This window comes from Sphingomonas sp. H160509 (assembly GCF_024124765.2).
Taxonomy (GTDB): Bacteria; Pseudomonadota; Alphaproteobacteria; order Sphingomonadales; family Sphingomonadaceae; genus Sphingomonas.
Map to the genome: position 1 here is coordinate 2,442,862 of NZ_JAMXSR020000002.1, position 25,458 is coordinate 2,468,319.

General features: G+C 65.6%; 19 protein-coding genes, 2 tRNA genes and 6 pseudogenes. 11 read left to right on the plus strand and 16 right to left on the minus strand.

All coding sequences use genetic code 11. The annotated features are described in order from the left end of the window. Window positions 1–12: 12 nt before the first annotated feature. From NHF48_RS13645 to NHF48_RS13655, 3 genes and pseudogenes are all read right to left on the minus strand, one after another. Window positions 13–1,456 (minus strand): annotated as a pseudogene (locus NHF48_RS13645) (NAD(P)-dependent oxidoreductase). A gap of 151 nt (window positions 1,457–1,607) precedes the next feature. Beyond that, window positions 1,608–2,417: an undecaprenyl-diphosphate phosphatase gene (locus tag NHF48_RS13650; protein ID WP_253071413.1), complete on the minus strand. Its 810-nt coding sequence runs from the start codon at window positions 2,415–2,417 to the stop codon at window positions 1,608–1,610. 59 nt (window positions 2,418–2,476) lie between these two features. Then, entirely contained in the window at window positions 2,477–3,430 is a 954-nt protein-coding gene (locus NHF48_RS13655) for a complex I NDUFA9 subunit family protein (protein WP_253071414.1), read from the minus strand. A 112-nt stretch (window positions 3,431–3,542) separates the two neighbouring features. Between NHF48_RS13655 and NHF48_RS13660 the strand changes: the two genes are divergently transcribed. The 3 genes from NHF48_RS13660 (at window position 3,543) to NHF48_RS13670 (ending at window position 5,148) form a co-directional block, all read left to right on the plus strand. After that, window positions 3,543–3,629: transfer RNA gene (locus NHF48_RS13660), tRNA-Leu, on the plus strand. Between the two features lie 806 nt (window positions 3,630–4,435). Beyond that, window positions 4,436–4,840 carry a hypothetical protein gene (locus NHF48_RS13665; RefSeq protein WP_253071416.1) on the plus strand — a complete coding sequence of 135 codons (405 nt, stop codon included), beginning with the start codon at window positions 4,436–4,438 and terminating at the stop codon, window positions 4,838–4,840. Next, window positions 4,837–5,148: a hypothetical protein gene (locus NHF48_RS13670; RefSeq protein ID WP_253071417.1), complete on the plus strand. Its 312-nt coding sequence runs from the start codon at window positions 4,837–4,839 to the stop codon at window positions 5,146–5,148. Before NHF48_RS13665 ends, NHF48_RS13670 begins: the two co-directional genes overlap by 4 nt. A 343-nt stretch (window positions 5,149–5,491) precedes the next feature. Here NHF48_RS13670 and NHF48_RS13675 read toward each other — a convergent pair. Next, a tRNA-Gln gene (locus tag NHF48_RS13675) sits at window positions 5,492–5,565 on the minus strand. Window positions 5,566–5,750: 185 nt separating this feature from the next. Between NHF48_RS13675 and NHF48_RS13680 the strand changes: the two genes are divergently transcribed. Continuing rightward, window positions 5,751–6,794: a Ppx/GppA phosphatase family protein gene (locus tag NHF48_RS13680; protein WP_253071418.1), complete on the plus strand. Its 1,044-nt coding sequence runs from the start codon at window positions 5,751–5,753 to the stop codon at window positions 6,792–6,794. Further along, window positions 6,791–7,464 (plus strand): annotated as a pseudogene (locus NHF48_RS13685) (RlmE family RNA methyltransferase). Before NHF48_RS13680 ends, NHF48_RS13685 begins: the two are co-directional and overlap by 4 nt. Window positions 7,465–7,872: 408 nt before the next feature. Here NHF48_RS13685 and rpoZ read toward each other — a convergent pair. Next, entirely contained in the window at window positions 7,873–8,217 is a 345-nt protein-coding gene (gene rpoZ, locus NHF48_RS13690; protein WP_055882033.1) for a DNA-directed RNA polymerase subunit omega, read from the minus strand. 118 nt (window positions 8,218–8,335) lie between these two features. Here rpoZ and NHF48_RS13695 point away from each other — a divergent pair. After that, window positions 8,336–9,497 (plus strand): annotated as a pseudogene (locus NHF48_RS13695) (phospholipase D-like domain-containing protein). 210 nt (window positions 9,498–9,707) lie between these two features. Here the strand turns inward: NHF48_RS13695 and NHF48_RS13700 are convergent. Beyond that, a complete protein-coding gene (locus tag NHF48_RS13700) occupies window positions 9,708–10,322 on the minus strand; it encodes a class I SAM-dependent methyltransferase (protein ID WP_136188766.1) in 615 nt (204 codons plus the stop codon). Between the two features lie 181 nt (window positions 10,323–10,503). Here NHF48_RS13700 and NHF48_RS13705 point away from each other — a divergent pair, with 181 nt between their 5' ends. Continuing rightward, entirely contained in the window at window positions 10,504–10,827 is a 324-nt protein-coding gene (locus NHF48_RS13705) for an antibiotic biosynthesis monooxygenase (RefSeq protein WP_253071419.1), read from the plus strand. Further along, window positions 10,824–12,135, plus strand: a pseudogene (locus NHF48_RS13710) (MFS transporter). Before NHF48_RS13705 ends, NHF48_RS13710 begins: the two are co-directional and overlap by 4 nt. Before the next feature lie 100 nt (window positions 12,136–12,235). Here NHF48_RS13710 and NHF48_RS13715 read toward each other — a convergent pair. The 3 genes and pseudogenes from NHF48_RS13715 to NHF48_RS13725 form a co-directional block, all read right to left on the minus strand. Next, window positions 12,236–12,799: a TetR/AcrR family transcriptional regulator gene (locus NHF48_RS13715; protein WP_253071420.1), complete on the minus strand. Its 564-nt coding sequence runs from the start codon at window positions 12,797–12,799 to the stop codon at window positions 12,236–12,238. Beyond that, a complete protein-coding gene (locus NHF48_RS13720) occupies window positions 12,742–13,206 on the minus strand; it encodes a nuclear transport factor 2 family protein (protein ID WP_253071421.1) in 465 nt (154 codons plus the stop codon). Before NHF48_RS13720 ends, NHF48_RS13715 begins: the two co-directional genes overlap by 58 nt. A 127-nt stretch (window positions 13,207–13,333) precedes the next feature. Next, window positions 13,334–15,606: pseudogene (locus NHF48_RS13725) on the minus strand (CDC48 family AAA ATPase). A 266-nt stretch (window positions 15,607–15,872) separates the two neighbouring features. Here NHF48_RS13725 and NHF48_RS13730 point away from each other — a divergent pair. Beyond that, window positions 15,873–16,757 carry a LysR substrate-binding domain-containing protein gene (locus NHF48_RS13730; RefSeq protein WP_253071422.1) on the plus strand — a complete coding sequence of 295 codons (885 nt, stop codon included), beginning with the start codon at window positions 15,873–15,875 and terminating at the stop codon, window positions 16,755–16,757. 120 nt (window positions 16,758–16,877) lie between these two features. Here the strand turns inward: NHF48_RS13730 and NHF48_RS13735 are convergent, their stop codons facing one another. Further along, a complete protein-coding gene (locus NHF48_RS13735; RefSeq protein ID WP_253071423.1) occupies window positions 16,878–17,336 on the minus strand; it encodes a peptidylprolyl isomerase in 459 nt (152 codons plus the stop codon). A gap of 109 nt (window positions 17,337–17,445) precedes the next feature. Here NHF48_RS13735 and mgtE point away from each other — a divergent pair, with 109 nt between their 5' ends. Continuing rightward, complete coding sequence (mgtE, locus tag NHF48_RS13740; protein WP_253071424.1) at window positions 17,446–18,855, plus strand: magnesium transporter; 1,410 nt, start codon at window positions 17,446–17,448, stop codon at window positions 18,853–18,855. Between the two features lie 31 nt (window positions 18,856–18,886). Next, window positions 18,887–19,291, plus strand: coding sequence for a DUF1489 family protein (locus tag NHF48_RS13745; RefSeq protein WP_253071425.1), 405 nt, complete (start codon window positions 18,887–18,889; stop codon window positions 19,289–19,291). 264 nt (window positions 19,292–19,555) lie between these two features. On the opposite strand, the gene NHF48_RS13750 is transcribed toward NHF48_RS13745, so the two are convergent. The 6 genes and pseudogenes from NHF48_RS13750 to NHF48_RS13775 all read right to left on the minus strand — a co-directional run bounded on the left by NHF48_RS13750 (window position 19,556) and on the right by NHF48_RS13775 (window position 25,254). Continuing rightward, window positions 19,556–20,095, minus strand: coding sequence for a GIN domain-containing protein (locus tag NHF48_RS13750; RefSeq protein ID WP_253071426.1), 540 nt, complete (start codon window positions 20,093–20,095; stop codon window positions 19,556–19,558). 304 nt (window positions 20,096–20,399) lie between these two features. Next, window positions 20,400–21,059, minus strand: coding sequence for a head GIN domain-containing protein (locus tag NHF48_RS13755; protein ID WP_253071427.1), 660 nt, complete (start codon window positions 21,057–21,059; stop codon window positions 20,400–20,402). A 170-nt stretch (window positions 21,060–21,229) separates the two neighbouring features. Then, a complete protein-coding gene (locus NHF48_RS13760) occupies window positions 21,230–21,763 on the minus strand; it encodes a CarD family transcriptional regulator (RefSeq protein ID WP_056053923.1) in 534 nt (177 codons plus the stop codon). A gap of 203 nt (window positions 21,764–21,966) precedes the next feature. Continuing rightward, window positions 21,967–22,308 carry a ferredoxin FdxA gene (gene fdxA / locus NHF48_RS13765; protein WP_031393648.1) on the minus strand — a complete coding sequence of 114 codons (342 nt, stop codon included), beginning with the start codon at window positions 22,306–22,308 and terminating at the stop codon, window positions 21,967–21,969. A 144-nt stretch (window positions 22,309–22,452) separates the two neighbouring features. Further along, window positions 22,453–22,761 (minus strand): RNA-binding S4 domain-containing protein, encoded by a 309-nt coding sequence (locus NHF48_RS13770; RefSeq protein ID WP_253072432.1) that lies wholly within the window; start codon window positions 22,759–22,761, stop codon window positions 22,453–22,455. Next, a pseudogene (locus tag NHF48_RS13775) lies at window positions 22,754–25,254 on the minus strand (helicase-related protein). The gene NHF48_RS13770 and the pseudogene NHF48_RS13775 overlap by 8 nt, the downstream one beginning before the upstream one ends. Between the last annotated feature and the right edge of the window lie 204 nt (window positions 25,255–25,458).

Genomic DNA, 25,458 nt, shown 5'->3' on the forward strand with positions numbered 1-25,458 from the left:
CCTGTTCGTTGCTCATGCCGCCACCTTCGCGTTGGCCGCCTTGGTCTTCAGCCATTTGTGCATCGTCGCCGCGACGTCACGACCGTCGCGGATCGCCCAGACGACGAGGCTGGCGCCGCGGACGATGTCGCCTGCGGCGAACACGCCGTCGAGCGAGGTCATCAACGTCTTGCCGTCGACCAGCACGGTGCCCCAGCGGCTTACGCCGAGTTCCGGAGTCGCGAACAAGGTCGGCAGGTCCTCGGCGTCGAAGCCGAGCGCCTTGATCACGAGATCGGCGTTCACCGAATAGTCGCCGGCGGGATCGGGTTCGGGTGCACGGCGGCCGCTCGCATCGGGAGCGCCGAGACGCATTTTCCGGACCTTGACGCTCGACACCATTTCACCGCCGTCGAAGCTCTGCGGGCCGGAGAGCCAGACGAACTCGACGCCTTCTTCCTCGGCGTTGGCGACTTCGCGCTGCGATCCGGGCATGTTCGCGCGGTCGCGGCGGTAGAGGCACTTTACCGACTTTGCCCCCTGGCGGATCGCGGTGCGGACGCAGTCCATCGCGGTGTCGCCGCCACCGATCACGACGACGTCCTTGCCCTCGGCATTGAGGCTGCCGTCGTCGAACGCCGGGACCGCGTCGCCGAAGCCCTTACGGTTCGACGCGACGAGGAAGTCGAGTGCCGCGACCACGCCGTTCGATCCGCCACCCGGCAGGTCCATCGCGCGCGCCTTGTAGACGCCGGTCGCGATCAGGATCGCGTCGTGGCGCTGGCGCAGATCGTCGAGGCTCGCGTTGTCGCCGACCGCGAAGCCTTCGTGGAAGACGATGCCGGCGGCCTTGAGCCGCTCTACACGGCGCATGACGATCGGTTTTTCGAGCTTGAAGCCGGGGATGCCGTACGTGAGCAACCCGCCCGCGCGGTCGTAGCGATCATAGACGTGGACGTCATAGCCATGCCCGCGCAGATATTCCGCCGCGGTGAGCCCTGCCGGTCCCGCACCGATCACGCCGACCGACTGGCCGCGCGACTTGCCTGGTACCAGCGGTTCGACCCAGCCATTCTCCCAGGCGGTGTCGGTGATGAACTTCTCGACCGATCCGATCGTGACCGCGCCGTGGCCGGTGAATTCGATGACGCAATTGCCTTCGCACAGCCGGTCCTGCGGGCAGATCCGGCCGCAGATCTCGGGCATGGTCGAGGTCGCGTTGCTCAGCTCGTACGCCTCGCGCAGGCGCCCCCTCCGCGGTCAGCCGGAGCCAGTCGGGGATGTGGTTGTGCAGCGGGCAATGGACCGAGCAATAGGGCACGCCGCACTGCGAGCAGCGTCCGGCCTGTTCCTCGGCGGGCTGGACCGCGTATCGCTGCGCGATCTCACGGAAATCCTCCTGCCGCTCATCCGCGGTGCGCTTTGCCGGATAGGATTGCTCCCGCCCGACAAACTTTAGCATCGAATCGTTCGCCATACATGCCTCCGACAGCCGCGTTATTGCGCCATCGGAAGCTTGTCACGGTGAAATCAACCAGTAAGTCAGCATAGCTGTCGTATTAATCGACCAAATCAACCAAAATACGTAAGAACAATTCTCAACAAGACTTATTGATCCCGAAACGGTCCTATTTGCTAAGCAACCAGACCAGTGCGGCGGAGCCGGCAGCTACCCGGTACCAGGCGAACGGCACGAACCCGTGCTTGGTGACGATGCCGACGAACCACTTCACCACCAGCAGCGCGACGACGAACGACACCGCAGCGCCGATCGCGATCGCGCCAAGCCCGACCCCGCCGCCGCTCGCGATCGCATCGCGGTTCTTCAGCAGTTCGAGCGCGCTTGCCCCCAACATCGTCGGGATGGCGAGAAAGAAGCTGAACTCGGCCGCAGTGCGCCGATCGACGCCCAGCGCCAACGCACCGAGAATCGTCGCACCAGAGCGGCTGACGCCGGGGACCATCGCAAGGCACTGGAGGAAGCCGATGCCGATTACCGTCTTCAGGGGGATGTCCGCCACGCCGCTGATGTCGCTGCGCGGCGCGAACCGCTCGACCGCGAGGATCGCGAAGCCGCCGACGATCAGCGCGATCGCAACGACCTCGGCGTTCCCAAGTAGCGCCTCGATATGCTTGTGCAGCGCAAGACCGATCACCGCCGCAGGAATGAACGCGACCACCAGGTTGCGCAGGAACAGCCACGACTTCGGCTCGCGCTTCAACAGCCCCATGCCGACCGCCCAGAACGTTCGCCAGTACAGCACGACGATCGCGAGGATCGCGCCGAGCTGGATGACAACGTTGAACACCTCCCAGCGCCCCGCGTCATAGCCGAGCAACCGCGTCGCGAGGATCAGATGCCCGGTGGAAGAGACGGGCAGGAATTCGGTGATCCCCTCGACGATGCCGAGGAGGATGACGGTGAGAAGTTCGGTCAAGCGGGAGCTCCGGCGCGGTAGGTCAGGGCAATCTCAAAGAGTAGGTAGCACGCGCAGGATCAGGCGACATGGACTTCCGCATGCGTCTCGGCGCGACGGCCGAACCGTCCGGCCTTGCGAAAGCGCACCAACCAGCCCGGTGCGACCGTCGACAGCGGCGTCGCCTCGATCCCGAACGCGGCGAGGCCATCGGTGCCAGTGACGATATTGTCGGTCTGCAGCATCGTCCACTGGTCCTTGGTGATCGGCGCGCCCGGCAGGAAACCGCCCTTTGCGATCAGCGCCCCGGCAAAGTCCGGCAACTCGACGATCGAAGGGTTGCGACCGATCGTCTTGGCGATCCAGCGGATGAGATTGCCCATCGTGATGATGTCGGGCCCGCCGAGCTCGAAGGTCTTGCCGCCGAACGTCTCGGGATCGGAGGCCGCTGCGACTACGGCGTCCGCCACGTTGCCGACGAACACCGGCTGGAACTTCGCGCCTGCGCGCAGCACCGGCACCACCGGCGCCTTGGCGATCATCCCGGCGAAGCGGTTCACGAACTGGTCTTCCTGGCCGAACACGATCGACGGTCGCAGGATCGTCGCATTGGGGAAGGCCTCGAGCACGGCGACCTCGCCCTGCCCCTTCGACTTGCCGTACGCCGACGCGGACTCCGGATCCGCTCCGATCGCCGAAACATGCACGAGCGCGCCCACGCCGGCCTTCGCCGCAGCCTGTGCCACCGTCTGCGCGCCAAGAGCCTGGACGCGCTGAAAATCGCCCGCGAGCACGCCGACCAGGTTCACCACCACATCCGAGCCGTGCACGGCGTGTGCGATCGTCTCGGGCTTGGTGACGTCGGCACCGACGAACTGCGTCTGGCCGAGCCCGCCGAGCGGCTTCAGGAAGAACGCCTGACGCGGATCGCGCTGCGCGATGCGGACGCGTGCACCCGTCGCCAGCAGCGCCTGTGCGACATAGCGGCCGACGAAACCGCCACCCCCGATCAGTGTCACCAGTTTGTCGTTCATCGCGCGTCCGTCCACTTTGTTTTGCCTGCCAATCACGAATAACCCCTTGCCCCAGCAAGAGGCGTGTTGACAAGCATCGCGACCCTCCCCTAGAGGCGCCCTCCTACCCCGTGCCCGGATGGCGGAATTGGTAGACGCACCAGCTTCAGGTGCTGGCGATCGCAAGGTCGTGGAGGTTCGAGTCCTCTTCCGGGCACCACACTATAAGCATCGCGCCTTATAGACGATCAAGCTGCGCACCACTGTGTGCCGCGCTTGACTTGTAGGACAATGTTGCTCAGATGTTCTCACCGCAAAGACAGCGGGGGATGGTATGGTCCAGGCATCAGGCAGTAGCGAGCGGAACGCGTTCTCGCGGTGGTTGCGGACGGGCAAGGTGCCATCGGCGCTGGGTCCTGACGGTCTCGAACTCAAATATAATCCATGGCATGATTTGGCGGACGGCCAGTTTACCTTCGCAGGCGCGGGACGCCATGATGGATCGAGCAACGGCGATACGACTAACGCCGGGAACGGTCGCACGTCCTCCCATGTCGGTCGCGCTCCAAGAATCGGGTCGCGGACTGCGGCGCACCCGAAAGCCAAAGTGCCGGAGGCGAGACCGCTAGCGGGAGTTGGCCAGAGATCATTAGAGCACGGGTCGGTCGGAATACCGCCCGCGCGCGCTCCGGTAACGCCGCCAAGTAGTCAGTCGAGCCCTGTTGCCGAATTCGTCGGTGGAGTCGGTCAGGGGCTTTACGATGTCAGCGCGGGAACGGTGACTGGCGTGCGCGCTGCGCTGACGACAAATCCGGTCACCACCGTTCGCAACGCCGGCCGCGGGATAGCGGACATGATCGACACTGCGATCGCTGCCGAAGATACGCCAGCTCGTGTCCAGCTTACGCGCGCGGCAGCCGCGGTTGACAACGCCTCGGCCCGCGAGATCGGTCGCGCCACGGGATCAGTCGCTGGAAACATTGCGCTGGCGGTCGCACCTGGGGCGGTGCTCTCAAGGTTTCGGCGATGCGCAGCCTGCGCATGGCGAGGCCGCGCACGATCTACGATCCGCCACAGATTGGCTGGGTGAAGGAGACTCTCAAGCGCGACGAACCTTGGAGAGCGTATAATGATTCGGCGACCGGTGCGCGTACTGGGCAGGCGCCGACGCTGATGCGAACAATGCCGAACGGCTCGAAGCGACCCGTAAAGTTCGATGGCATACAAGCCGAATACGTTATCGATCGAAAGTGGGGCGTAAGGGACGCACCGCATGCGCGAGCCCAAATATTGCGACAATCGCAGGTGTTGGCGCAACATCGACTTATCGGCACGTGGGAGGTTCCCAACCCTGTCCAGAAATCCAAAGCGCTAAAGCTGCTGAAGAAAATGAACGTTACCAACATAAAAGTCAGGGTGGTGAAGCCGTGATAGCCGTACAGGTCGCCCGTATAGTCGCTCGGTTTGTGGTTTTTGCAGATCTCACAGATGGAGAACTGCTCGACGCCGATGTCGCTGTCGAGATGATGGAAGCGCTGGGCTCCGACCTTGAAGCGCTAGAAAAGGGTTTTCTACGCGAACTAGTCGATGCCTTCGCCGTAATTGCCGAGGAATATAGCGGCGAGGCGCGGCGGGTGGTGCGAGATATAGCGCACAGCTTTTATCTCGAAGAGGTGCTAGCAGCCGACGATCCGGTGAGACTGGTTCAGTTGGAAGCGCTGCGCGACGCAAGGGAATGAACGCCAGGATATCAGCGCCCCAAGCATGTGAAAGTAACGACGTCGAACAGTGGATACAGCCCTATCGGTGACGTTGGCTGAGAGCGTTTCAACCGATCTAAGCGCCTAGCTTTGGCCCCCGTGGGCAAATTTCTTATCGCTAAGGCGGCGTGGAGCATCGCGACTGCGTCTTGCATCGTGACCGGCGGATTGATGTCCCGAGGCGAATTCGGGCAAGCGGCTTCCGTGTCGCCTAACTCGACCGAGTGGCCGGTCGACGTACGCAGAGATCATCAAGCGCCAAGGTGCTCGTTGAACTCGTCGTTAGTTTTGGGATTGCCTCGACCGCTCAGGCGGGAAGCGCTGGATGCCCCGTGAGGATTCGAACCTCAATAGGCGGTATCAGAAACCGCAGTCTTACCATTAGACGACGGGGCATCAGCGAGGGCGGGCTCTACGGGTGGCCGCCGAGGCTGTCAACGCCAAGATGATGCCGTTCCGCCACTTCGCTTGCGTAATTGCGCCGCCGCGCTACATTCGTGTCCAAGCACCGGGCGGGTATTTTCCCGCGGCGGCAGACATAGATAGCGAGTTTTACGGCGATGGGGGATGTTTCCGCCCGAATGCCGTTCCGGCAGGATGGTCCTGCCCGTCCGGCGGCGACCCGGCCCTCTCGTGGGCGGTGGGCCGATGCGCAGGCGTTTGCCGCGCTGGATCTCGGCACCAACAATTGCAGATTGCTGATCGCGCGACCGCAGGCTGGCGGCTTCGCGGTGATCGATGCGTTTTCGCGTATCGTCCGGCTGGGCGAGGGATTGGCTTCGACCGGCAAGCTGAGCGATGCGGCGATCGAGCGGACGATCTCGGCTTTGCGCGTCTGTTCAGATAAGTTGCAGCGGCGCAACGTGACCTTGGCGCGGTCGGTCGCGACGGAAGCATGTCGGCAGGCGTCGAACGGCCCCGCCTTCATCGCCCGCGCGCTCGCCGAGACGGGAATCCACCTCGACATTATTTCCGCCGAGGAAGAGGCGCGGCTGGCGGTGCTCGGCTGCCATGCGCTGATCGAGCCCGGGGAGGATCCCGCGCTTGTGTTCGACATCGGCGGCGGATCGACCGAGCTCGTGCTGGTCGATACCTCGACGCCGATCCCGACCGTGCTCGACTGGCATTCGGCGCCGTGGGGCGTGGTGTCGCTGACCGAGCATGCCGGTGGCGGTGAGGGCGAAGGCGGCCGTCGTGCCGCGTATGCGAAGATGCGTCAGGTCGTTGCCGACAGTTTCGCGGGGTTTGCTAGCCGTCTACCCCGGCATATCGAGCGGCCGCGTTTGCTCGGCACCAGCGGCACGGTGACGACGCTGGGCAGCGTGCATCTCGGGCTCAGCCATTACGACCGCTCGGTGGTCGATGGGCTGATCGTGCCCGCCTCGGCGATGCGCAAGATCAGCGCCGACCTTTCCCATATGTCGATCACGGAGCGCGCCAAGCTGCCGTGCATCGGCAACGAGCGCGCCGACCTGGTGGTCGCGGGCTGTGCCATTCTGGAGACGATCATGGATTTGTGGCCCGCCGAACGGCTCGGCATCGCCGACCGCGGTATTCGCGAGGGTATCCTGCGCGGCCTGATGGGTTCGCCGAAGCCCGGCAAAGCCACCGGAGCGGTGGCATGAGCCGCGGCGGCTCCGGCGGGCATGTCCGCGTGCTCACCGCGCGGAAGCGGACCGCGCAGTCGACGCGCTGGCTCGAGCGGCAGCTGAACGATCCGTATGTGAAGCGTGCCAAGGCTGACGGCTATCGCAGCCGGGCGGCCTACAAGCTGATCGAGCTCGACGAGCGGTTCGAGCTGATCCGCGGGTCAAAGCGCGTGGTCGATCTCGGCCTCGCGCCGGGCGGCTGGGCGCAGGTGATCCGGCGGCGGATACCCAAGGCGACTGTCGTCGGGATCGATCTGCTCCCGGTCGATCCGATCGAGGGGCGTGACGATCTTTGAGATGGATTTCCTCGACGATGCGGCGCCTGGCAAGCTGATCGAAGCGCTGGGCGGCGCCCCGGACCTGGTGCTGTCGGACATGGCGGCGAACACGGTCGGGCATCCGCAGACCGACGCGTTGCGAACGATGGCGCTGGTCGAGACCGCGCTGCACTTTGCGTGCGAGGTGCTGGAGCCGGGCGGGACGTTCGTGTCGAAAGTGTTCGCGGGCGGCGCTGATTCCGAGCTGGTCGCGGAGATGAAGCGAAACTTCAAGACGGTGAAGCACGCCAAGCCGCCGGCTAGCCGCAAGGGGGTCGGTGGAGTGGTTCGTGGTGGCGCAGGGGTTTAAGGGTCGGTCAGCGGATTAGCGTGGCTAATCCGCGTCGCGGACCGACCCCGGCCAGCGTTGCGCAGCAACGACTGACGACGCGGCTTTGCCGTGGCGCCCTGTCTTAGGGTGGTCACAAGCAATGCGGCCGGAATGAATCATAAGCGTGCTTCGCCGCGAAGGCGGGGATCCAGACTGGGCTCCCGCCTTCGCGGGAGAACGAGGAGGCGGGGTCACACTACTACGTGCCCTCACCCTTCCCACGGCAAGTGCCGCGGGCCCCTTCCCTCTCCCCTTCAGGGAGAGGGTATAGAAAAAGCCCGCGGACCTCTTGGGTCTGCGGGCTTTTCTATTTCACGCCACGGCAAAGCCGCGGCGTCGGCTGGGCTATGCCCGCCGGCCGGGGTTTCGGCCAAGCCGCGGATTAGCCGTAGCTAATCCTGCTGCCTCAACCCTCGTAATCAGCCCCGAGATTCTGGTTCCGCGGCGGCGCAGCAGCGGTAAGCCGCAACGCCTCAGCCGATGCGGCCAGGCTGCCGACGGCATCGACCTCGTCGTCGTCGTCGACGCGAACCTTCTGCAGGCCCTGGATGACCTGTTCCTTGAGATGCGCCGGCTTGACGTTCTCGTCTGCGATCTCGCGCAGCGCGACGACCGGGTTCTTGTCGCGGTCGCGGTCGAGCGTCAGTTCGGCACCGCCCGAAATCTGGCGCGCACGCTGGGCCGCGAACAACACCAGGTCGAACCGGTTGGGGATCTTGTCGACACAATCCTCGACGGTAACGCGCGCCATGCGGCTTCCTTCGTAACAACGATAGAATGAGAATGCGTCGCCTACGGGCGATGGCCCGCAAAGTCAAGAAATGCGCCTTGGCTTGCCTCCGGTGCCTGCCATGTCCATCAGGCTGCCCATGGAAGATCCAGCAGACCAGCCGACTTTCAGCGTCGACGGCAACCAGATGACGCTGCTCGACACCGGCCCCCGCCGCCTCGACGCGGTGCTCGCGCTGATCGACGGCGCCGAGCGAACCCTGCGCATCCTCTATTACATCTACGCCGACGACGAGTCCGGAAAGCGCGTCAACGCCGCGCTCATCGCCGCCGCCAAGCGCGGGGTCGAGGTCGCGCTGATCGTCGACGGATTCGGTAGCGACGATGCGCCACACACCTTCTTCGAGCCGCTCGAAGCCGCCAACGTGTCGGTATGCCGGTTCTCCGCACGGTTCGGCCGCCGCTATTTGCTCCGCAACCACCAGAAGCTCGCGCTTGCCGACGAGACGCGGATCATCATCGGCGGCTTCAACATCGAGGACGATTATTTCGGCACTGCCGCCGAGCAGGCGTGGCGTGACCTGGGATTGCTGGTCGAGGGTCCGGCGGCGGGACGGCTGGCCGGCTATTTCGATGCGCTGAAGGACTGGATTCATGAACCCAAGGGGAAGCTGCGTCATCTGAACGCTGCGCTATCGCACTGGAGCGAGACCAAGGGCGCGACGCGGTGGCTTATCGGTGGACCGACGCGGAAGCTGTCGCCCTGGGCACGTGCGGTGCGCGACGACATGCGACGCGGGCGGCGGATCGACATCATCGCCGGGTATTTCACGCCTAGTCCCGCGCTGCTGCGTCGGCTCGATAAGGCCGGGCGGCGGCAGGCCGAGGTCCGGGTCGTCACGGCCAGCAAATCGGACAACAATGCGACGATCGCCGCCGCGCGCTTTACCTATGCCGGCCTGTTGCGAAAAGGCGTGCGGCTGTTCGAATACCAGCCGACCAAGCTGCATACGAAGCTCTACGTGATCGACGACGCCGTCCATATCGGCTCGGCGAACTTCGACATGCGCAGCCTGTTCATCAATCTCGAACTGATGCTGCGAATCGAGGATGCGGCGTTCGCAGCGCATGTCCGGGGGGTATATCGATGGCGAAGTGGCGAAGTCGGTCGAGGTGACCAAGGAACTGTACCAGGCGAACACCGGTTGGATGCAGCGGCTCAAGCAGCTTGGCGCGTATTTCGTGGTGGCGGTGGTGGACCCGAGCTTGTCGCGTGGGCTGAACTTCGGGATCGACGAATAGTCCTCCCCATTCGTCCTGAGTAGCCATCGAGTAGGTGCGAAGCACCGTATCGAGCTGGCGTATCGAAGGACAAGTTGGGATGAGTTACACCAGCGCCGACGGCAAAGCCGCCGTCGGACGGGTTCGGCTAGTTCTAGCCGACCCGCCGTCCGGGCCTGAAGCTGCGCGGCGCTTTGCTTGCGCATCGGCGCGGGCGTGGCCGCGCCTGCTTCAGTCCTTCCACGCCCAGTACAACTGCGCCGGCGGGACATTCCACCACTCCATGTCGTGGTCGATCGATTCAAAATGCGGGGTCAGGAAGTCCTTCACCTTGGGCGAGAACTGATAGACCAGAAACGCGCCACCGGTCCGCAGCACCGAGTGCGTCGCGGTCGCGATCGCTGGGCCGACGCCGGGGGGCAGCGTCGAGAACGGCAGGCCCGACAGGACGTAATCGGCCTTTTCGAACCCGTGGTCGGCGACGATCGTCTCAACCTCGTCCGCCGACCCCAATACCGCGAAAAACCGCGGATCAGTGATCGTGTGGCGCAGATACTGGATGAATTCGGGGTTGGTATCGATGACCACCAGCTTGGCGTCGGACGCCATCCGGTCGAGGATCGGGCGGCAGAACGTGCCGACGCCTGGGCCGTATTCGACGAACAGCTTGCAGTTCGCCCAGTCCACCGGACCCAGCATCTTGCGGATCAGCTTGTCCGACGACGGCACGATCGACCCGACCATCACCGGGTGTTTCAGGAACCCTGAAAAGAACATCTGCCACGGGGACGGCACGCCGGCTGGTCGGCTGCGTGCACGCCGGGTGGCGGTGGTCGAACTGGGCATCGCGTTCCTTACGGTCAGGGGTCCCGCACGCTGGCGAGGCTTTGGCCCTCCCGTCGCACGAATTCCGAACGCGTTTCAAGGGCCGCAGGTTGCATCGGGCGACGAACCGAAGCGGAAGTCGTGCTGCGCCAAGTGGTTCTGGCAGCTTTGCCAAGCGTACGGCATCGCTTAAGCACGGATCATGAACGACGATCGGGCAGGACAGATTGCGGTTATTTTCGTGTCGATCCGTAACGACGCGGACGCCGCCGGCTATGGCGAGGCCGCCATGGCTATGGACGCGCTAGCCGCGGCTCAGCCTGGCTATCGCGGCGTCGACAGCGCCCGCGAAGCGGGCGGCATGGGGATCACCGTCAGCTATTGGGCGGACGACGCCGCGGCGATCGCGTGGCGCCACCATCCCGAGCACACCGCGATTCGCGAACGCGGGCGGGCGAACTGGTACGATAGCTATTCGGTCAACGTCGCGCGGATCGAGCGCGCCTATCACTGGACACGAGCATGACCGGTGCATCGACGGACGGCCCGAAGATCGACCGCCGCTTCGCGCTGATGTTCCTCGTGATGCTGACGATCGCCGCGGGGAATACAGCACTGCAATCGGTCCTGCCGGCACTCGGGCGGTCGCTCGGGGTTGCCGACAGCGCGGTCGCGGCGGCGTTCTCGGTGTCGGCGTTGCTGTGGGTGATCGCAGCGCCGTTCTGGGCGAACCGGTCTGACAAGCACGGCCGGCGCGCGATGATCCTGCTCGGCGTCGGCGGGTTCAGCGTTTCGCTGACCTTGTGCGGCGTGTTCCTGCTGGCCGGGATCAACGCCTGGATCGGCGGCACGACCGCGTTCCTGTGCTTCATTGGTGGCCGACTGATCTACGGCACTTTCGGCGCGGCGGCCCCGCCGGCGGTGCAGGCGCTCGTGGCTGGCGAGACGACACGCGAGGAGCGGACCAAAGCGCTGACATTGCTCGCCTCCGCGTTCGGGCTCGGCACCATCCTGGGGCCGGCGATTGCGCCATACCTGATCCTCGGCTCGATCGGCGGGGTCGAGATCGGGCTCGCCGGCCCCGCGTTCCTGTTCGCGGTGTTCGGGGTGGCGGTGTGGATCACGGTGCGGCGAATGCTGCCCGACGACAAGATCGTCGCCCCGCACGAGACGCACGGCGCGAGTTCGGCCTACCCGTCAATCGGCGGTGCGCCGACCGGGGCCTCGGTCGCCGCCGCGACCGGATCGCATGTCGAGCATGTCGGCTACACCGATCCCCGTATCCGCGCGTGGATGATCGCCGGGCTGGTGATGGGCCACGCGCAGGCGATGACGGGGCAGGCGATCGGCTTCCTCGTGATCGACCGCCTTCACCTCGCCCCCTGCCCTCGCGCTCGAGCCGACCGGAATCGTCCTGATGATGGGCGCAGGCGCCGCGCTGCTCGCGCAATGGGGCATCATCCCGCGGCTGAACATGACCCCGCGACAACTCGTGCTGACCGGTCTCGTACTCGCGGCCGTCGGCACAGCGCTAACCGGCATCGCCACGTCGCTCTACACGATCGCCACGGCCTATGCGCTGGCAAGCCTCGGCTTCGGCTTCACCCGACCGGGGTTCACGGCGGGCTCTTCGCTGGCGGTCGGCGCCAACGCGCAAGGCTCGGTCGCGGGCAAGGTGACGTCGATCAACGGCGCGAGCTTTGTGCTCGGGCCATCGATCGGCGTCGGCCTGTACGAAGCGCAACATTCGCTGCCCTATCTGGTTGCGGGCGCGGCCTGCGTCGTGATGATCGCCTATGCCTGGGTTTCGCTGCGTGATGCGAAGGACGTTTAGGCTGGGTCAGGCCGGTTGCGCATCAGATCTGCCATGACATGCCACTGCGTCGAGCAAAATCCCTTCCAACCGACGGACGATGCGCACGAATGCGGTCTCCTCACCCAACGCGCGCGCCAGGACGATCGCGCCCCTGAATTCCGGCGACCGTGTCTTCGGCGAGACGCAGGGCCAGCGGTGACGGGATAGCGCTTGCTTCGAGGCTGTGGGCCAAGGCCGATATCCAGCGGGAGAAATACCCGCTGATCCGGACTGCGAAAACATCGCCCGAGGCGCCCAGACCGAGCCAGCCGACGAGGCAGACCCTGCCCCCGGACTGGAAATACGCCGATACGTCCTCGATCATGTCGGCGATCGCCGAGGCCGGGTCGCTCGCCCGCTCCAGCGGCACAAAGATCGTCGTGACGAACCAATGGTCTATCTCGGCGAGGACGGCGTCCATCATCTCCGCCTTCCCGCCGGGAAAGAAGTTGTAGAGGCTGCCCTTGCCGAGCCCGGTTGCCTTCGAGAGCGTCGACAGGCTGGCGCCCTCGAAGCCATGTTCGCGGAATGCCTCGGCCAGTGCCGGCAGGGCGTCGGCGCGATCGGTCAGGACGCGCTTCGCGGTCAGAGGCCGAGATCGCTTAGCGAGGGATGGTCGTCGGGGCGACGGCCGAGCGGCCAATGGAACTTGCGGTCTTCGTCCGCGATCGCGCAGTCGTTGATCGAGGCGATGCGGCGCGCCATCAGCCCGGCGTCGTCGAACTCCCAATTCTCGTTGCCGTAGGAGCGGAACCAGTCGCCGGCGTCGTTGCGCCATTCATAGGCGAACCGCACCGCGATCCTGTTGCCGTCATGCGCCCAGACTTCCTTGATGAGGCGATAATCGAGTTCCGCTGCCCATTTGCGCGTCAGGATGACGACGATCGCGTCGCGGCCGGTCAGGAATTCGGCCCGGTTCCGCCAGACGCTGTCGGGCGTGTAGGCCAGCGACACCTTGTCGGGATCGCGGCTGTTCCACGCATCCTCCGCCATGCGCGCCTTCTGCGCTGCGGTCTCATGGGTGAATGGAGGCAGTGGCGGTCGGGACATGGCGGCACCTATCGATCAACTTGTACCGAATGGTACAACATGGCCATGCCGCGTGCAACAATGATCCCGGCGGCAAACTCGCTACGCCCATCTTCCCACCCGGCAGGAACCGGGTGGGAAGCGCAGGTCAGTCGTCCGCCTTGCTGGGGAACGCGAAGCCGAGCGGCTGGATGGCCGTCGCGTCCTGCTTCAGGCGGGCGGCCATCTGTTCGTATTCGCGTTCCGTCTCTGGCGTGACGCTGGCGCGCGACTCCTTCAGCGCGCCTTCGAAGTCGGCCATCGTCACGTCGGTCGAGTCGATGGAGCGGCGCAACGCCACCAGGCCCGCGCGGCGGACGACGTCCTCCAGGTCTGCACCTGAGAAACGGTCGGTGCGGTCCGCGAGGCGATCGAGATCGACGTCCGACGCCAGCGGCATCTTCTCGGTCTGGATGCCGAGGATGCGACGACGTCCGGCCTTGTCCGGTACGCCGACATAGACGAGTTCGTCGAACCGGCCGGGACGCAGCAACGCGGGGTCGATCAGGTTGGGCCGGTTGGTCGCGCCGATCACGACGACCGATTGCAACTCCTCCAGCCCGTCCATCTCTGCGAGGATCGTGTTGACGACACGCTCGGTCACCTGCGGCTCGCCGGCGCCGCTGCCCCGTGCGGGCACCAGCGAGTCGAGTTCGTCGATGAAGATCACGCACGGCGCGACCTGGCGTGCACGCTGGAACAGGCGGGCGATCTGCTGCTCGCTTTCGCCGTACCATTTGCTCAACAGGTCGGACGATTTGGTGGCGATGAAGTTCGCCTCCGCCTCGCGCGCGACCGCTTTGGCGAGCAACGTCTTGCCGGTCCCGGGGGGCCGTAGAGCAGGAAGCCCTTGGCCGGGCGGATACCGAGACGGCGGAACGCGTCTGGGTTCTTGAGCGGGAGTTCGACGCCCTCTTTCAGCCGCATCTGCGCATCGTCGAGACCGCCGACATCGGCCCAGCGCACGGTCGGCGCCTGCACCATGACTTCGCGCATCGCCGACGGCTGGACGCGCTTGAGCGCCCCCAGGAAATCCTCGCGCGTGACCGACAATTCGTCGAGCACCTCGGGCGGGATCGTCCGCTCCTCGAGGTTGAGCTTGGGCATGATCCGGCGGACCGCCTCGATCGCCGCCTCGCGGGTCAGCGCGGCAAGATCGGCGCCGACGAAGCCATAGGTGGTACGCGACAGCTCATCGAGATCGACGCGGTCCCCCAGCGGCATGCCGCGCGTATGGATGCCGAGGATCTCGCGACGACCGCGTTCGTCGGGCACGCCGACGACGATCTCGCGGTCGAACCGGCCCGGCCGGCGAAGCGCTTCATCGATCGCCTCCGGCCGGTTGGTAGCGGCGATCACGACGAGGTTGGCGCGCGACTCGATACCGTCCATCAACGTCAGCAACTGCGCGACGAGACGTTTTTCCGCCTCGCCCGAAACCTGTCCACGCTTGGGTGCGATCGAATCGATCTCGTCAATGAAGACGATCGACGGCGCTGCCTTCGCGGCTTCCTCGAAGACCTCGCGGAGGCGCGACTCGGACTCGCCATACGCCGAGCCCATGATCTCGGGGCCGTTGATCAGGAAGAACTGCGCGTCGGATTCGTTGGCGACGGCGCGCGCGAGGCGCGTCTTGCCGGTGCCGGGAGGACCGTGCAGCAATACGCCCTTGGGTGGATCGACGCCGAGCCGCTGGAACAGTTCGGGGTAGCGGAGCGGCAGTTCGACCATCTCGCGCAACTGGTCGATCGTCTGCGCCATGCCGCCGATATCGTCGTAGGTGACGTCGGCGCGGCGTGCGGCCTGCGGCTCCTCGTATTCGGAGCGGAGTTCGATCTCGGTATTCTCGTCGATATGCACCACGCCCTTGGGACTGGCGGCGATCACCGCGAGGCGGATCTCCTGGAGCGCGTACGCCGGCGCATTCATGAACTGCTGGACGCCCGGCGGCATGTTGCCGACGCGCTGATGCCCCGCGGTCGCGACGATATCGCCCTGGCAGATCGGCCGGCCGAGGAAGGTGCGCTTGAGTGCGTTGGTCGAACCCTGGAGGCGAAGGTTCTGCTGCGCTGGCGCGAAGACGACGCGAGTCGCCGGCTTCGACTCGGCCTTGCGCACCTCGACGAAATCGCCCGAACCGACACCGGCGTTCGCCCGCTGGAGGCCATCGAGGCGGAGGATGTCGAGACCCTCGTCCTCCGGATACGGGCCGACGGCGCGCGCAGGCGTGTTCTGCTTGCCGAGAATCTCGATGACGTCGCCTTCGCCGATGCCGAGCGTCGCCATCAATGCACGCGGTAGGTGGGCCAAGCCGCGGCCGCTGTCTTCGGGGCGCGCGTTGGCGACCTGAATTTTGCGCGTGGGGATTTCGCTATCGGCCATGTCGACTCCATTTGATCTCGTAGCGTCCGAGATAGGGGGCCGGTTCCAGCCTTGTCAGGGGGTTGAAAACACAAAAAAAGGGCCGGCCAATGAAGGCCAGCCCGTGAAAGTTTTTAGGAGAGGATGCCTGAAAGGCGAGGTCTTTTTGCGTCGAGACGGTTCGTGTTGCAAGTGCGAAGGGATCAGCTACGATTGCGCTAACTGCAATCGCATGCATGAATGCGTCCAGCGGTCATTGTCACACTCGTAGAGTCGAAAGAGGAATCATGCGCAGGCTGCCGCCATTGGGCGCTATCGAGGCGTTCGTGCAGGTCGCTCGGCTGGGGTCGATCAAGGCCGCCGCCGAGGATCTGGCACTGTCCGCACCTGCGCTCAGCCGGCGTGTGCAAAGCCTTGAGCGGTTCATCGCCAAGCCGCTGTTCGCGCGGCGGCATCAGGCGATGGTGCTGAATGCGGATGGCGAACGGCTGCTCGCGCAGATCGCACCGGTGCTCGACTCGCTGTCGGACGCGGTCGAATCGCTGACCAGCACGACCGAAGTGTTGCGGCTGCGTCTCGGAATCCTGCCGCTCTATGCGTCTCATAAGCTGTTCCCTCGGTTGGGCGAGCTACGGACGTCGCATCCCGAACTGCATCTCGATATCGATACCGCGGCGCATCTGGTGTCGCGGCTCGGCGATGGGCTCGACGCGGTAATCGCCCTGTCGCGCGAGATCGACCCGGCGTTCTACGCGCGGCGACTCGATCGGAACTCGGTATATGTGATTGGCGCGCGGAGCCTGCTTGAGCGCGCGGACCCGGTCACGCGACCCGAACAGCTGTCGACGCTGACAGCGCTGGTGCACCGCGACATGACGGATACGTTCACGGCATGGCGGACGGCGGCGGGGCTGGACGATATCGAGCCGCTGGCGATCGATCATTTCGATTCGGGCGCGCTGATGCTGGAGGCCGCCGCGCAAGGCCTCGGCGTCGCGTTCATGCACGCGAGCCATTTCGAGGACGCGAACGATCCGCGACTGGTGCGCCTGTTCGATATCGAGGTGGAGAGCCCGTACAGCTATTGGTTCGTCTGCCGCCCGCGGGCGCTGCAGACCAAGCCGGTGAAGCTGTTCCACGACTGGCTGATACGGACGGTCGCGGAAGTATGACCGCTACTCCCCTCCCGGTTGCGGGAGGGGTCGGGGAGGGGGCGCGCCTCACGCGCCGGACGCCGGTACGTACGTCGCGCCCTCCCTAGCCCCCTCCCGCAAGCGGGAGGGGAATTGAGCTTACGCAGCGCGTGCCTTGACGATCTTGCCCGGCGCACGCGGGGGCTCGCCCTTGGGCAGCGCGTCGATCAGGTCCATGCCGTCGGTGACTTCGCCCCAGACGGTGTACTGCTTGTCGAGGAAGCGTGCGTCGTCGAACACGATGAAGAACTGCGAGTTCGCCGTGTCGGGCTGGTTGGTGCGCGCCATCGAGCACACGCCGCGAACGTGCGGCTCAACCGAGAATTCCGCCTTGAGGTTGGGCTTGCTCGACCCGCCGGTGCCGTCGCCGCGACCGCCGTCGCCGCCCTGCGCCATGAAGCCCGGGATCACGCGATGGAAGGGAACGCCGTCGTAGAAGCCTTCGTTCGCCAGCTCGACGATCCGCTCGACGTGCTTGGGCGCCAGATCGGGGCGCAACTTGATCGTGACGTCGCCGCCATCGAGGGTCAGCGTCAGCGTTTCGGGGGTGTCAGCCATTCATGTTCTCCTGAATTGATGCGCGGCAGATAGGGAGCCGCACTCCGACTGGCAAATGCGCGCCGGCCGCGTTAGGGGCCCAACCGCGCATCTTTTAAGGGAGGCAGCCATGAGCGAACTCGAGCTTCCCGAGGTCGAAACCGACACCCAGCCCGAAAACCAGCTCGATCGCGACGACCATCTGCGGCCGGAATTCGTGCGGGCGGTGCTCGATGCGGTGGAGGACGGCGACGACGAGGCAGCGCGTACGCTGGTCGAGCCGTTGCACCCCGCCGACATTGCCGATCTGTTCGAGCTGACCCCGCAACAGGATCGCGCCGCGCTGGCGCGGGCTGTCACCGACCTGCTCGACGGCGACGTGTTCGCCGAGATGAACGATTACGTCCGCGAGGACCTGATCGATGCGCTCGAGCCGCACCAGGTCGCCGATCTCGCCTCCGAACTCGATACCGACGATGCCGTCGCGATCATCGAGGACATGGACGAGGACGAGCAGCGCGCGGTGCTGCGCGCACTCGATCCCGACGATCGCGCCGCGATCGAGGAGGCGCTGAGCTACGCCGAGGAATCCGCCGGTCGCCTGATGCAGCGAGAGCTGATCGCGGTGCCCGAGCATTGGACCGTCGGCGACGCGATCGACTATTTGCGCGGGCACGAGGAGCTGACGACCGATTTCTGGGAAATCTTCGTCGTCGATCCGGCGCACAAGCCGATCGGCACGTGCCAGCTCTCGTGGATGCTGCGCACCCCGCGCGGGATCGCGATCGCCGACGTGATGAAGCGCGAGCAGACGCTGATCCCGGTCGACATGGACCAGGAGGAAGTCGCGCTGCGCTTCCAGAAATACGCGCTGATCTCGGCGGCGGTGGTCGATCATGGCGGCCGGTTGGTCGGGATGATCACGGTCGACGACATCGTCCACATCATCTCCGAAGAGGCGGGCGAGGATACGCTGCGTCTGGCAGGCGCCGGCGACGGCGACATCAACGAGCCGATCCGGCTGACGGTACGGACTCGGTTCACCTGGCTGGTGGTCAATCTCGGCACCGCGATGGTCGCGTCGTCGGTCGTCGGGCTGTTCCAGGGGACGATCGCGAGCTTTGCATTGCTCGCGGTGCTGATGCCGATCGTCTCGGGGATGGGCGGCAATGCCGGCACGCAGACGCTGGCGGTGGTGGTGCGCGCGCTGGCGACCAACCAGCTGACGAGTTCGAACACCGCGCGGATGATCGGCCGCGAGTTCCGCATCGCGGCGGCGAATGGCGTCATGCTCGGGGCGTTGATCGGACTCGGGACCTATCTGATCTTCCACAACCAGAATCTGTCGATCGTGATCGCGGCGGCGATGCTGACCAACAACATCGTCGCGGGCTTAAGCGGCGTGCTGGTGCCGGTGACGCTCGACAAGTTCCGGATCGATCCCGCTGTGTCGTCCGCGGTGTTCGTGACCACGATGACCGACACGATGGGGTTCTTCTCGTTCCTCGGGCTCGCGTCTTTGTGGGGCCTGCACGGTTGATCGTCCGGTATTAACGCCCATTTCCAACGCTATGCCGCTCCACCTCACCAAAGTCGCGTTCGGCGCGGAAAGCGTCGATCACCTCGCCGAGCGGCTTCGGCTGCGCGGCGAGGAAGGGCCGGTGTTTCTTACCACGCGCTACCTGCCCAAGCGGCATGAGGAGGTCGCTGGTCAGGGTTCGATGTTCTGGATCCTCAAGCACCAGCTGATCGCCCGCTCGCCGATTTTCGGGTTCGGCGAAGCCGAGGAAGGTCGCGTCGCGATCCACATCGATCCGAAGCTGGTGCTGGTGCAGGCGCGGCCAAAGCGTGCGCATCAGGGGTGGCGGTATCTGGAAGGGGCGGATGCGCCGCTCGATCTCGGCGGCGACGCGACCGGGCTGGACGTGATGCCGCCGGCTTTGATGACGAAACTGGCGGAGTTGGCGCTCATTTAAGGGGCAGGGCCCAGACCTCGTCGAGGTTCATCCCACCCGACGATAAACTCCATCGTCATCCCCGCGCAGGCGGGGATTCATATCCTCAGAGGATAGCGATCTCAGTGTGAGGTCAGCCAGTATGATTTCCCGCCGCCGCGGGAATGACGATACGCGTTCGGAAGGTATGAGGGGCCGATACGGATAGGGTAACTGGCTCGATCCAGATGCGGATTTCGCCGGGGAGAGGTCGCTGTGGATGTGGCAGCAGCACACCATCCTCTTCTACGGAGCAGAGACTCCCGCCCCCGGCTTTCCACACACCACCGGACCACCGGCCGCTGCATCGACGCGGCATTTCGCGTTGCCGGTGATCGTGACCGTTCCCAGCCCGCTGTTCGTCACCTGCGCCGTGTAGCGCGCCGCCGCCTTCGTCTCGCCGACGCCGTCGAGGTGGACGGTCAGGTCATTGACCGCCAGGCCCGATGCGTCAATCGCGCCCGGCCCGCTCGTCACGAGGCGCGCGCGCGCCGCGCGGCCGGCGAGCGTCATCTGACCGGTACCGATCAGCGTCGCGTTCAGCTGATCGGTATCGGCCGCCGCGAGGGCCAAGCTCCCGTTCCCGCTGACCGTCACGTCGACGCGCATCCCGCGCATCTTCGCGATCGTCAGCCGCCCGCCGGCAGCGACGCTGGCCGAGGTCAGCTCGGGTGTCGAGAGCGTCACGACGGTCGGCCCCGCCCCGCCGCCGCCACGCGTCTGCTCGCCCCAGCCGCCGGTGCCCTTGCGCACCGACAGCGTGGTACCATCGACCCGGACGGCCACATCGTCCCCCTGCCCGGGCCGGTGATGGTCGCACGCGGAGAGCCGATCGTGACGCGGACCTCGAACGGCCCCTCGACCCGCACGCGATCGAAGCTGCCGACCGAGACCGTCCGGCTCGTCGCGGAAGACTGGGCGAATGTCGGCGAGGACAGGAGCAGCGACGCGGCGAGCAGATATCTCATGCCCGCGAACGTCGCCGGTTATGTGCCCTCGCGCAAGTGCGGCGGCGGCTTACCGCCCGCAGCGAACCCGCCCCGAGCCCATCTTGGAGATCGTACAGCGGGATTGCGGCCCGAGATCGACGTCAACCCGAGCCCAACATGGCGACCTTGGCAGCGCCGTTCACTACCGCGCGCACGCTTCCCGAACCGGCGATCTCAACCGTCGCCGATTGCGCCTCAAACCGCGTGCCGTCGACATCACCCGAGCCTGCGATGTCCACCTTCAGATCGCGTGCCGTGCCGCTCGCATGCGCGGTACCCGATCCGGCGATCGAGAATTTCGCAACGTCGACCTTGATTGCGGCGATGTCGAGATTGCCCGATCCGGCGATTCCGCCCTCGAACCCACCGCCCTCGACACGGTCCACGGCCATATTGCCCGATCCCGAGACACTCGCGTCGGTCAGCCGTGGCAGGGTGACGTACACCTTCACCTTGGCGCCCTTGCTCCAGCCCAAGCTTGCCCCGTTCTTGCGACCGATATTGAGCGTATCGCCGTCACGCTCGATGCGCAGGCGATCGAGTTGTTCGCTCGGCCCCTCAGCGCGAACCGAAAAGCCGGTGCCGACGCTGACGTCGACATCGTCCGAGCCACGAAGGTCGATCCCGTTGAAACCGGCGACCTGGAAGGTCCGGGTGGTCCCCGAACCGGCCGCCGCAGCCCCCGAGCCTTCAGTGTCGCCGTTCCAGCTGAACGAGCAGGCCGCGAGAGGAATGATCAGTCCGAGCGCAAGAAAGTTCATCGCATCCTCCTGTGTATTATTAATACAATACACCCGCTACGGAACGGCGCAATGAGAAACTTGTCTGGCACTAGCTCGCTGCACGGCCCTCACCTTGAAGAAGGACGCAGCAGAACGAAAAAGGGCGGCCCCGCAGGACCGCCCTTTTCGTCGCGTCAAAGAACCAAGCGTTACGCTGGCACCTTGTCCTTGTTATAGATCGCAGCCGCGGCGCGGAGGATGTCGAGGATCTTCTCCTGCGCCTTGGGCTCGTCCAGCTCTTCCATCGCGGCCAGTTCGCGCGCGAGGCGGCTGGTCGCGCCTTCGAAGATCTGGCGCTCGGAATAGCTCTGCTCGGGCTGGTCGTCGGCACGGAACAGATCGCGGACCACTTCGGCGATCGACACGAGGTCGCCCGAGTTGATCTTCGCTTCATATTCCTGCGCGCGGCGCGACCACATGGTGCGCTTGACCTTGGGCTTGCCCTTGAGCGTGTCCATCGCCTCGCGCATCGTCTTGTCAGACGACAGCTTGCGCATGCCCACGCTTTCGGCCTTGTTGGTCGGCACGCGGAGCGTCATGCGCTCCTTCTCGAACCGGAGGACGTAGAGTTCCAGTGTCATGCCGGCGATTTCCGAGCGCTGGAGCTCGATCACACGGCCGACTCCGTGCTTGGGATAAACGACGAAATCACCGACATCGAAGGACAGTGCCTTGGCAGCCATTTGGGGCCTTTCCGGATCAGGCCTCGCCGCGACGCCTCGACGAAGGACTCGTCGCTGCTGCATCGGGGGAGGGGATAGGTCTGTACGTCAAGCGGATGACGTGAATCATCGCGCCCGTCGCGGACCCATCTAGCAGCTTTGCAACAAAATTACCAGCCGAACGTGGCAGGCGGCTTGCCCTTTTCGGGATTCGCCGCCTCTTCTCAGTCACCTGCGCCGGGTTCGGGCGAGAAATACTTGTCGAACTTGCCCTCGACACCCTTCATCGCGTCGGCATCCGGCGGCGTCTGGTTGTCGTTGCGCGTGACGTTGGGCCATTGCGCCGAGAAGGTGGTGTTCAGCTCGAGCCACTGCTCCAGCCCGCTCTCGGTGTCGGGCAGGATCGCTTCGGCGGGGCATTCGGGCTCGCACACGCCGCAGTCGATGCACTCGCTGGGATTGATCACCAGCATGTTCTCGCCTTCGTAGAAGCAGTCGACCGGGCACACTTCCACGCAGTCCATGTACTTGCAGCGGATGCAGGCATCGGTGACGACGTAGGTCATTGCAGAACTCCTGGGCCGGATTCCTTTCCGGCGACGAACGCGCCAGCGACTATGCGCGCAGGTCGGTCGCGTCAATCATAGCAAGCCTTCTGCGAGACGTTATCAGGCTTTCAGCGCGTGTGATCCTCCCTTGCAGGGGGAGGACTATTCCGAGGCAGGATCGCGGACGGTACCGGCCGGCGTCTTCCCCGCAATCAGGTCCTGGTAGCATCCTTGCGCCTCGGGCGCCGGCCCCCGCCGCGTGGGCAGCGCCTCGATCCGGATGACGCGGACTTGGTCGTTGGCGGCGAAAGTGAGGACGTTGCCAACCCGTACCGGGCAGTGCGCGCGGTCGATCGGGCGGCCGTCGATGCGCAGGTGCCCCTTCTCGGCGATCGCCTGCGCGGCGCTGCGCGTCTTCGCGAGCCGCACGAACCACAGGAACCGATCGATCCGCATCGCGCCTTCAACCATGGCGAACCAGTGCGGCCAGCCCGGCAAAGGCGTTCTGCCGCGACGGATCGATCGGCGTCGGAGCCACAGCCACAGCCCGCGCCGGCGGCCGACCACGCCAAACCCAGCGCGGCGTGTCCCCCGCCAGCGCCTTGAACCCGAGTTCGGCCATCAACCGCTCCAGCGACGCCGCATCGACACCGATCGAGGTCGCCAGCGCCGGATCGGGCGCGAACGGCGTGCGGCCCCTGCCGCGAATCGTGCGCGGCCCGCGCGATGCGCTCGATCAGGTCGATCCGGACCGCCTGGAGTCCGAGCGGGCGGAATCCTGCCTCCAGCACCGCGCCCTCGCTGCCACGCGTAAGCACGGTCGCCCCATCGCGCGGGGCGATAATCGTCGTACCGCGAGCGGCCGCGAGGATGCGCCGCCAGCGCGCCGACTCGGGCTTGAGCAGCCGCGCATCGAACAGGTCGAGCGCGCCTACCGTGATGCCGACCTTGCGCAACCGCTTGCGTTCCTCGGGATCGATCGCGTCGAGCGCGACCCGCATTGGCAACCGCGGCAGGATCCCGCCAGCCTCCTCGATCGCACTCGCGACAGCACGCAACGCCGGCGTGGCATTCGGATCACGGCTCACCTCGGCGAGGTGGACCAGCACGGCGATCCGTCGCTTGAGCATCGCCCCGAGCCACAGCGCCAGCCGCGCCTCGATCCGATCTCGCGCGGGCTTGTCGAGGCAGTCGAGCGAGCGATCGAGGATCAGCTTCGGCCGCGCGAACGACGGCCCTGCGCCCAGCTTGGCGACCGGATGCCCGGCCCAGATGATCTGCGCCGCATCGTCGAGTGCGATATCGGCGTCCGGCGCATCGACCAGCGACTGCCCGCGCCGCGATCGCTCGCCGGTCAGCCGCTTTTCCGCCGCCGCGAGCAGGAGCCGCTTGTCGCTCGCCCGCGCATCCGCCGCGACGGTGAAGCGGAATCCGTCGAGCCGACCGATCTGATGATCCTCGACCATCACCTCGCCCTCGGGCCCGATCACCACCGGTAGCGCGCCCGCATCGGCACCGATCTGGCGCATCAGCGCGGTCGTGCGCTTGTCAACGAACCGCTGCGTCAGGCTCGCATGCAGTGCATCCGACAGGCGCTCTTCGAGCGCGGCGGTACGCGCGGCCCAGAGCGTCGGCTCGGCCAGCCAGTCCGCCCGTTGGGCAATATACGCCCAGATACGCGTCGCCGCGATGCGCCCGGCGATCACCGGGACGTCACCCGCCACCGTATCGAGCCGCGCGATTTCGTCCGCGAACCATTGGTGCGGGATATGCCCCCCGCCCCTCGCTCAGATGCCCGAACACCCGCGACACGAACCGCGCATGCGGATCGAGGCCGACTTTGCGGAAATCGGGCAACCCGCATGCAGCCCACAGTCGCGCGACCATCGCCGGATGCCGCGCCCGCTCGCGGACCCAGCCCTCCTCGGCCAACCGCTTCAATACCCCGAGGTCGAGCGCTTGCGGCGCGGCACGCAAAACGCCGGCAGGCGGGCGCGCCTCCAGACTGGCGATCAGCGCGTCGATACTGGAAAAATCAGGCTCGCCCTGCCGCCAATAAAGGTTTTCGAGACGTGGAAACCGGTGCTCCTCGATCGCCAGCACTTCCTCGGGCAGGAACGCGCCGGGGCCGTCGTCGGACAGCGCGCCGAACGTGCCATCGCGCTGATGCCGCCCAGCGCGACCCGCGATCTGCGCCATCTCGGCCACCGTGAGGCGACGCTGGCGCTTGCCGTCGAACTTATTGAGGCTGGCGAACGCGACGTGCGCGACATCCATGTTGAGCCCCATCCCGATCGCATCGGTCGCGACCAGGTAATCGACTTCGCCCGCCTGGAACATCGCGACCTGCGCGTTGCGGGTGCGCGGCGACAGTGCCCCCATGACGACGGCCGCACCACCGCGAAGGCGCCGAAGCATCTCGGCGACCGCGTACACTTCCTCCGCGGAGAACGCGACGATCGCCGAGCGCTTGGGCAACCGGCTGATCTTATTCGCGCCCGCGTAGGTCAGCGTCGAGAAGCGCGGCCGGTTGACGATCTCCGCACCTGGGACGAGCTTCTTGATCATCGGCCGCAGCGCTTCGGAGCCGAGGATCATCGTCTCCTCGCGCCCCCGCGCGCGCAGCAGCCGGTCGGTGAAGACGTGGCCGCGCTCAGGATCGGCACCGAGTTGCGCTTCGTCGATTCCGACGAAAGCGACGTCGCGGTCGGGCATCGACTCGGCGGTACACAGGAACCAGCGCGCGTCGGGCGGGACGATCTTCTCTTCGCCCGTGACAAGTGCGACTCGGTTCGCACCCTTGATGGCGACGACGCGGTCATAGACCTCGCGCGCGAGCAGACGCAGCGGGAAACCGATCATGCCGCTGGAATGCGCGCACATCCGCTCGATCGCGAGGTGCGTCTTCCCCGTGTTGGTCGGGCCGAGAACCGCGGTCACGCCAGCGGAGACTTCGTCGCTCATGGCGGGCAACATCGGGGGTAAAGTGGGCTGGCGCAATGACCTGGGTGGAATTGCGCGGTGTCGGCGGGGTGAATGTTGGGTTCGCTCGATTGCTGTACCAGCGGGCGGAGAGGACGCGTTCACTTATATCCAACACCACCCCGGCGAGGCCGGGGCCCAGTTGGGCAGGCCAAGGTGACGAAGCGTGGCCCTATGTTAATCCTG

Coding starts and splice junctions, on each gene's coding strand:
- NHF48_RS13655 (WP_253071414.1), bottom strand. CDS start 3,430: ATGAACGACAAACTGGTGACACTGATCGGGGGTGGCGGTTTCGTCGGC.
- NHF48_RS13730 (WP_253071422.1), top strand. CDS start 15,873: ATGCGCAGGCTGCCGCCATTGGGCGCTATCGAGGCGTTCGTGCAGGTC.
- NHF48_RS13745 (WP_253071425.1), top strand. CDS start 18,887: ATGCCGCTCCACCTCACCAAAGTCGCGTTCGGCGCGGAAAGCGTCGAT.
- rpoZ (WP_055882033.1), bottom strand. CDS start 8,217: ATGGCGCGCGTTACCGTCGAGGATTGTGTCGACAAGATCCCCAACCGG.
- mgtE (WP_253071424.1), top strand. CDS start 17,446: ATGAGCGAACTCGAGCTTCCCGAGGTCGAAACCGACACCCAGCCCGAA.
- NHF48_RS13770 (WP_253072432.1), bottom strand. CDS start 22,761: ATGGTTGAAGGCGCGATGCGGATCGATCGGTTCCTGTGGTTCGTGCGG.
- NHF48_RS13735 (WP_253071423.1), bottom strand. CDS start 17,336: ATGGCTGACACCCCCGAAACGCTGACGCTGACCCTCGATGGCGGCGAC.
- NHF48_RS13720 (WP_253071421.1), bottom strand. CDS start 13,206: ATGTCCCGACCGCCACTGCCTCCATTCACCCATGAGACCGCAGCGCAG.
- NHF48_RS13760 (WP_056053923.1), bottom strand. CDS start 21,763: ATGGCTGCCAAGGCACTGTCCTTCGATGTCGGTGATTTCGTCGTTTAT.
- NHF48_RS13665 (WP_253071416.1), top strand. CDS start 4,436: ATGCGCAGCCTGCGCATGGCGAGGCCGCGCACGATCTACGATCCGCCA.
- NHF48_RS13755 (WP_253071427.1), bottom strand. CDS start 21,059: ATGAACTTTCTTGCGCTCGGACTGATCATTCCTCTCGCGGCCTGCTCG.
- NHF48_RS13680 (WP_253071418.1), top strand. CDS start 5,751: ATGCCGTTCCGGCAGGATGGTCCTGCCCGTCCGGCGGCGACCCGGCCC.
- NHF48_RS13705 (WP_253071419.1), top strand. CDS start 10,504: ATGAACGACGATCGGGCAGGACAGATTGCGGTTATTTTCGTGTCGATC.
- NHF48_RS13700 (WP_136188766.1), bottom strand. CDS start 10,322: ATGCCCAGTTCGACCACCGCCACCCGGCGTGCACGCAGCCGACCAGCC.
- fdxA (WP_031393648.1), bottom strand. CDS start 22,308: ATGACCTACGTCGTCACCGATGCCTGCATCCGCTGCAAGTACATGGAC.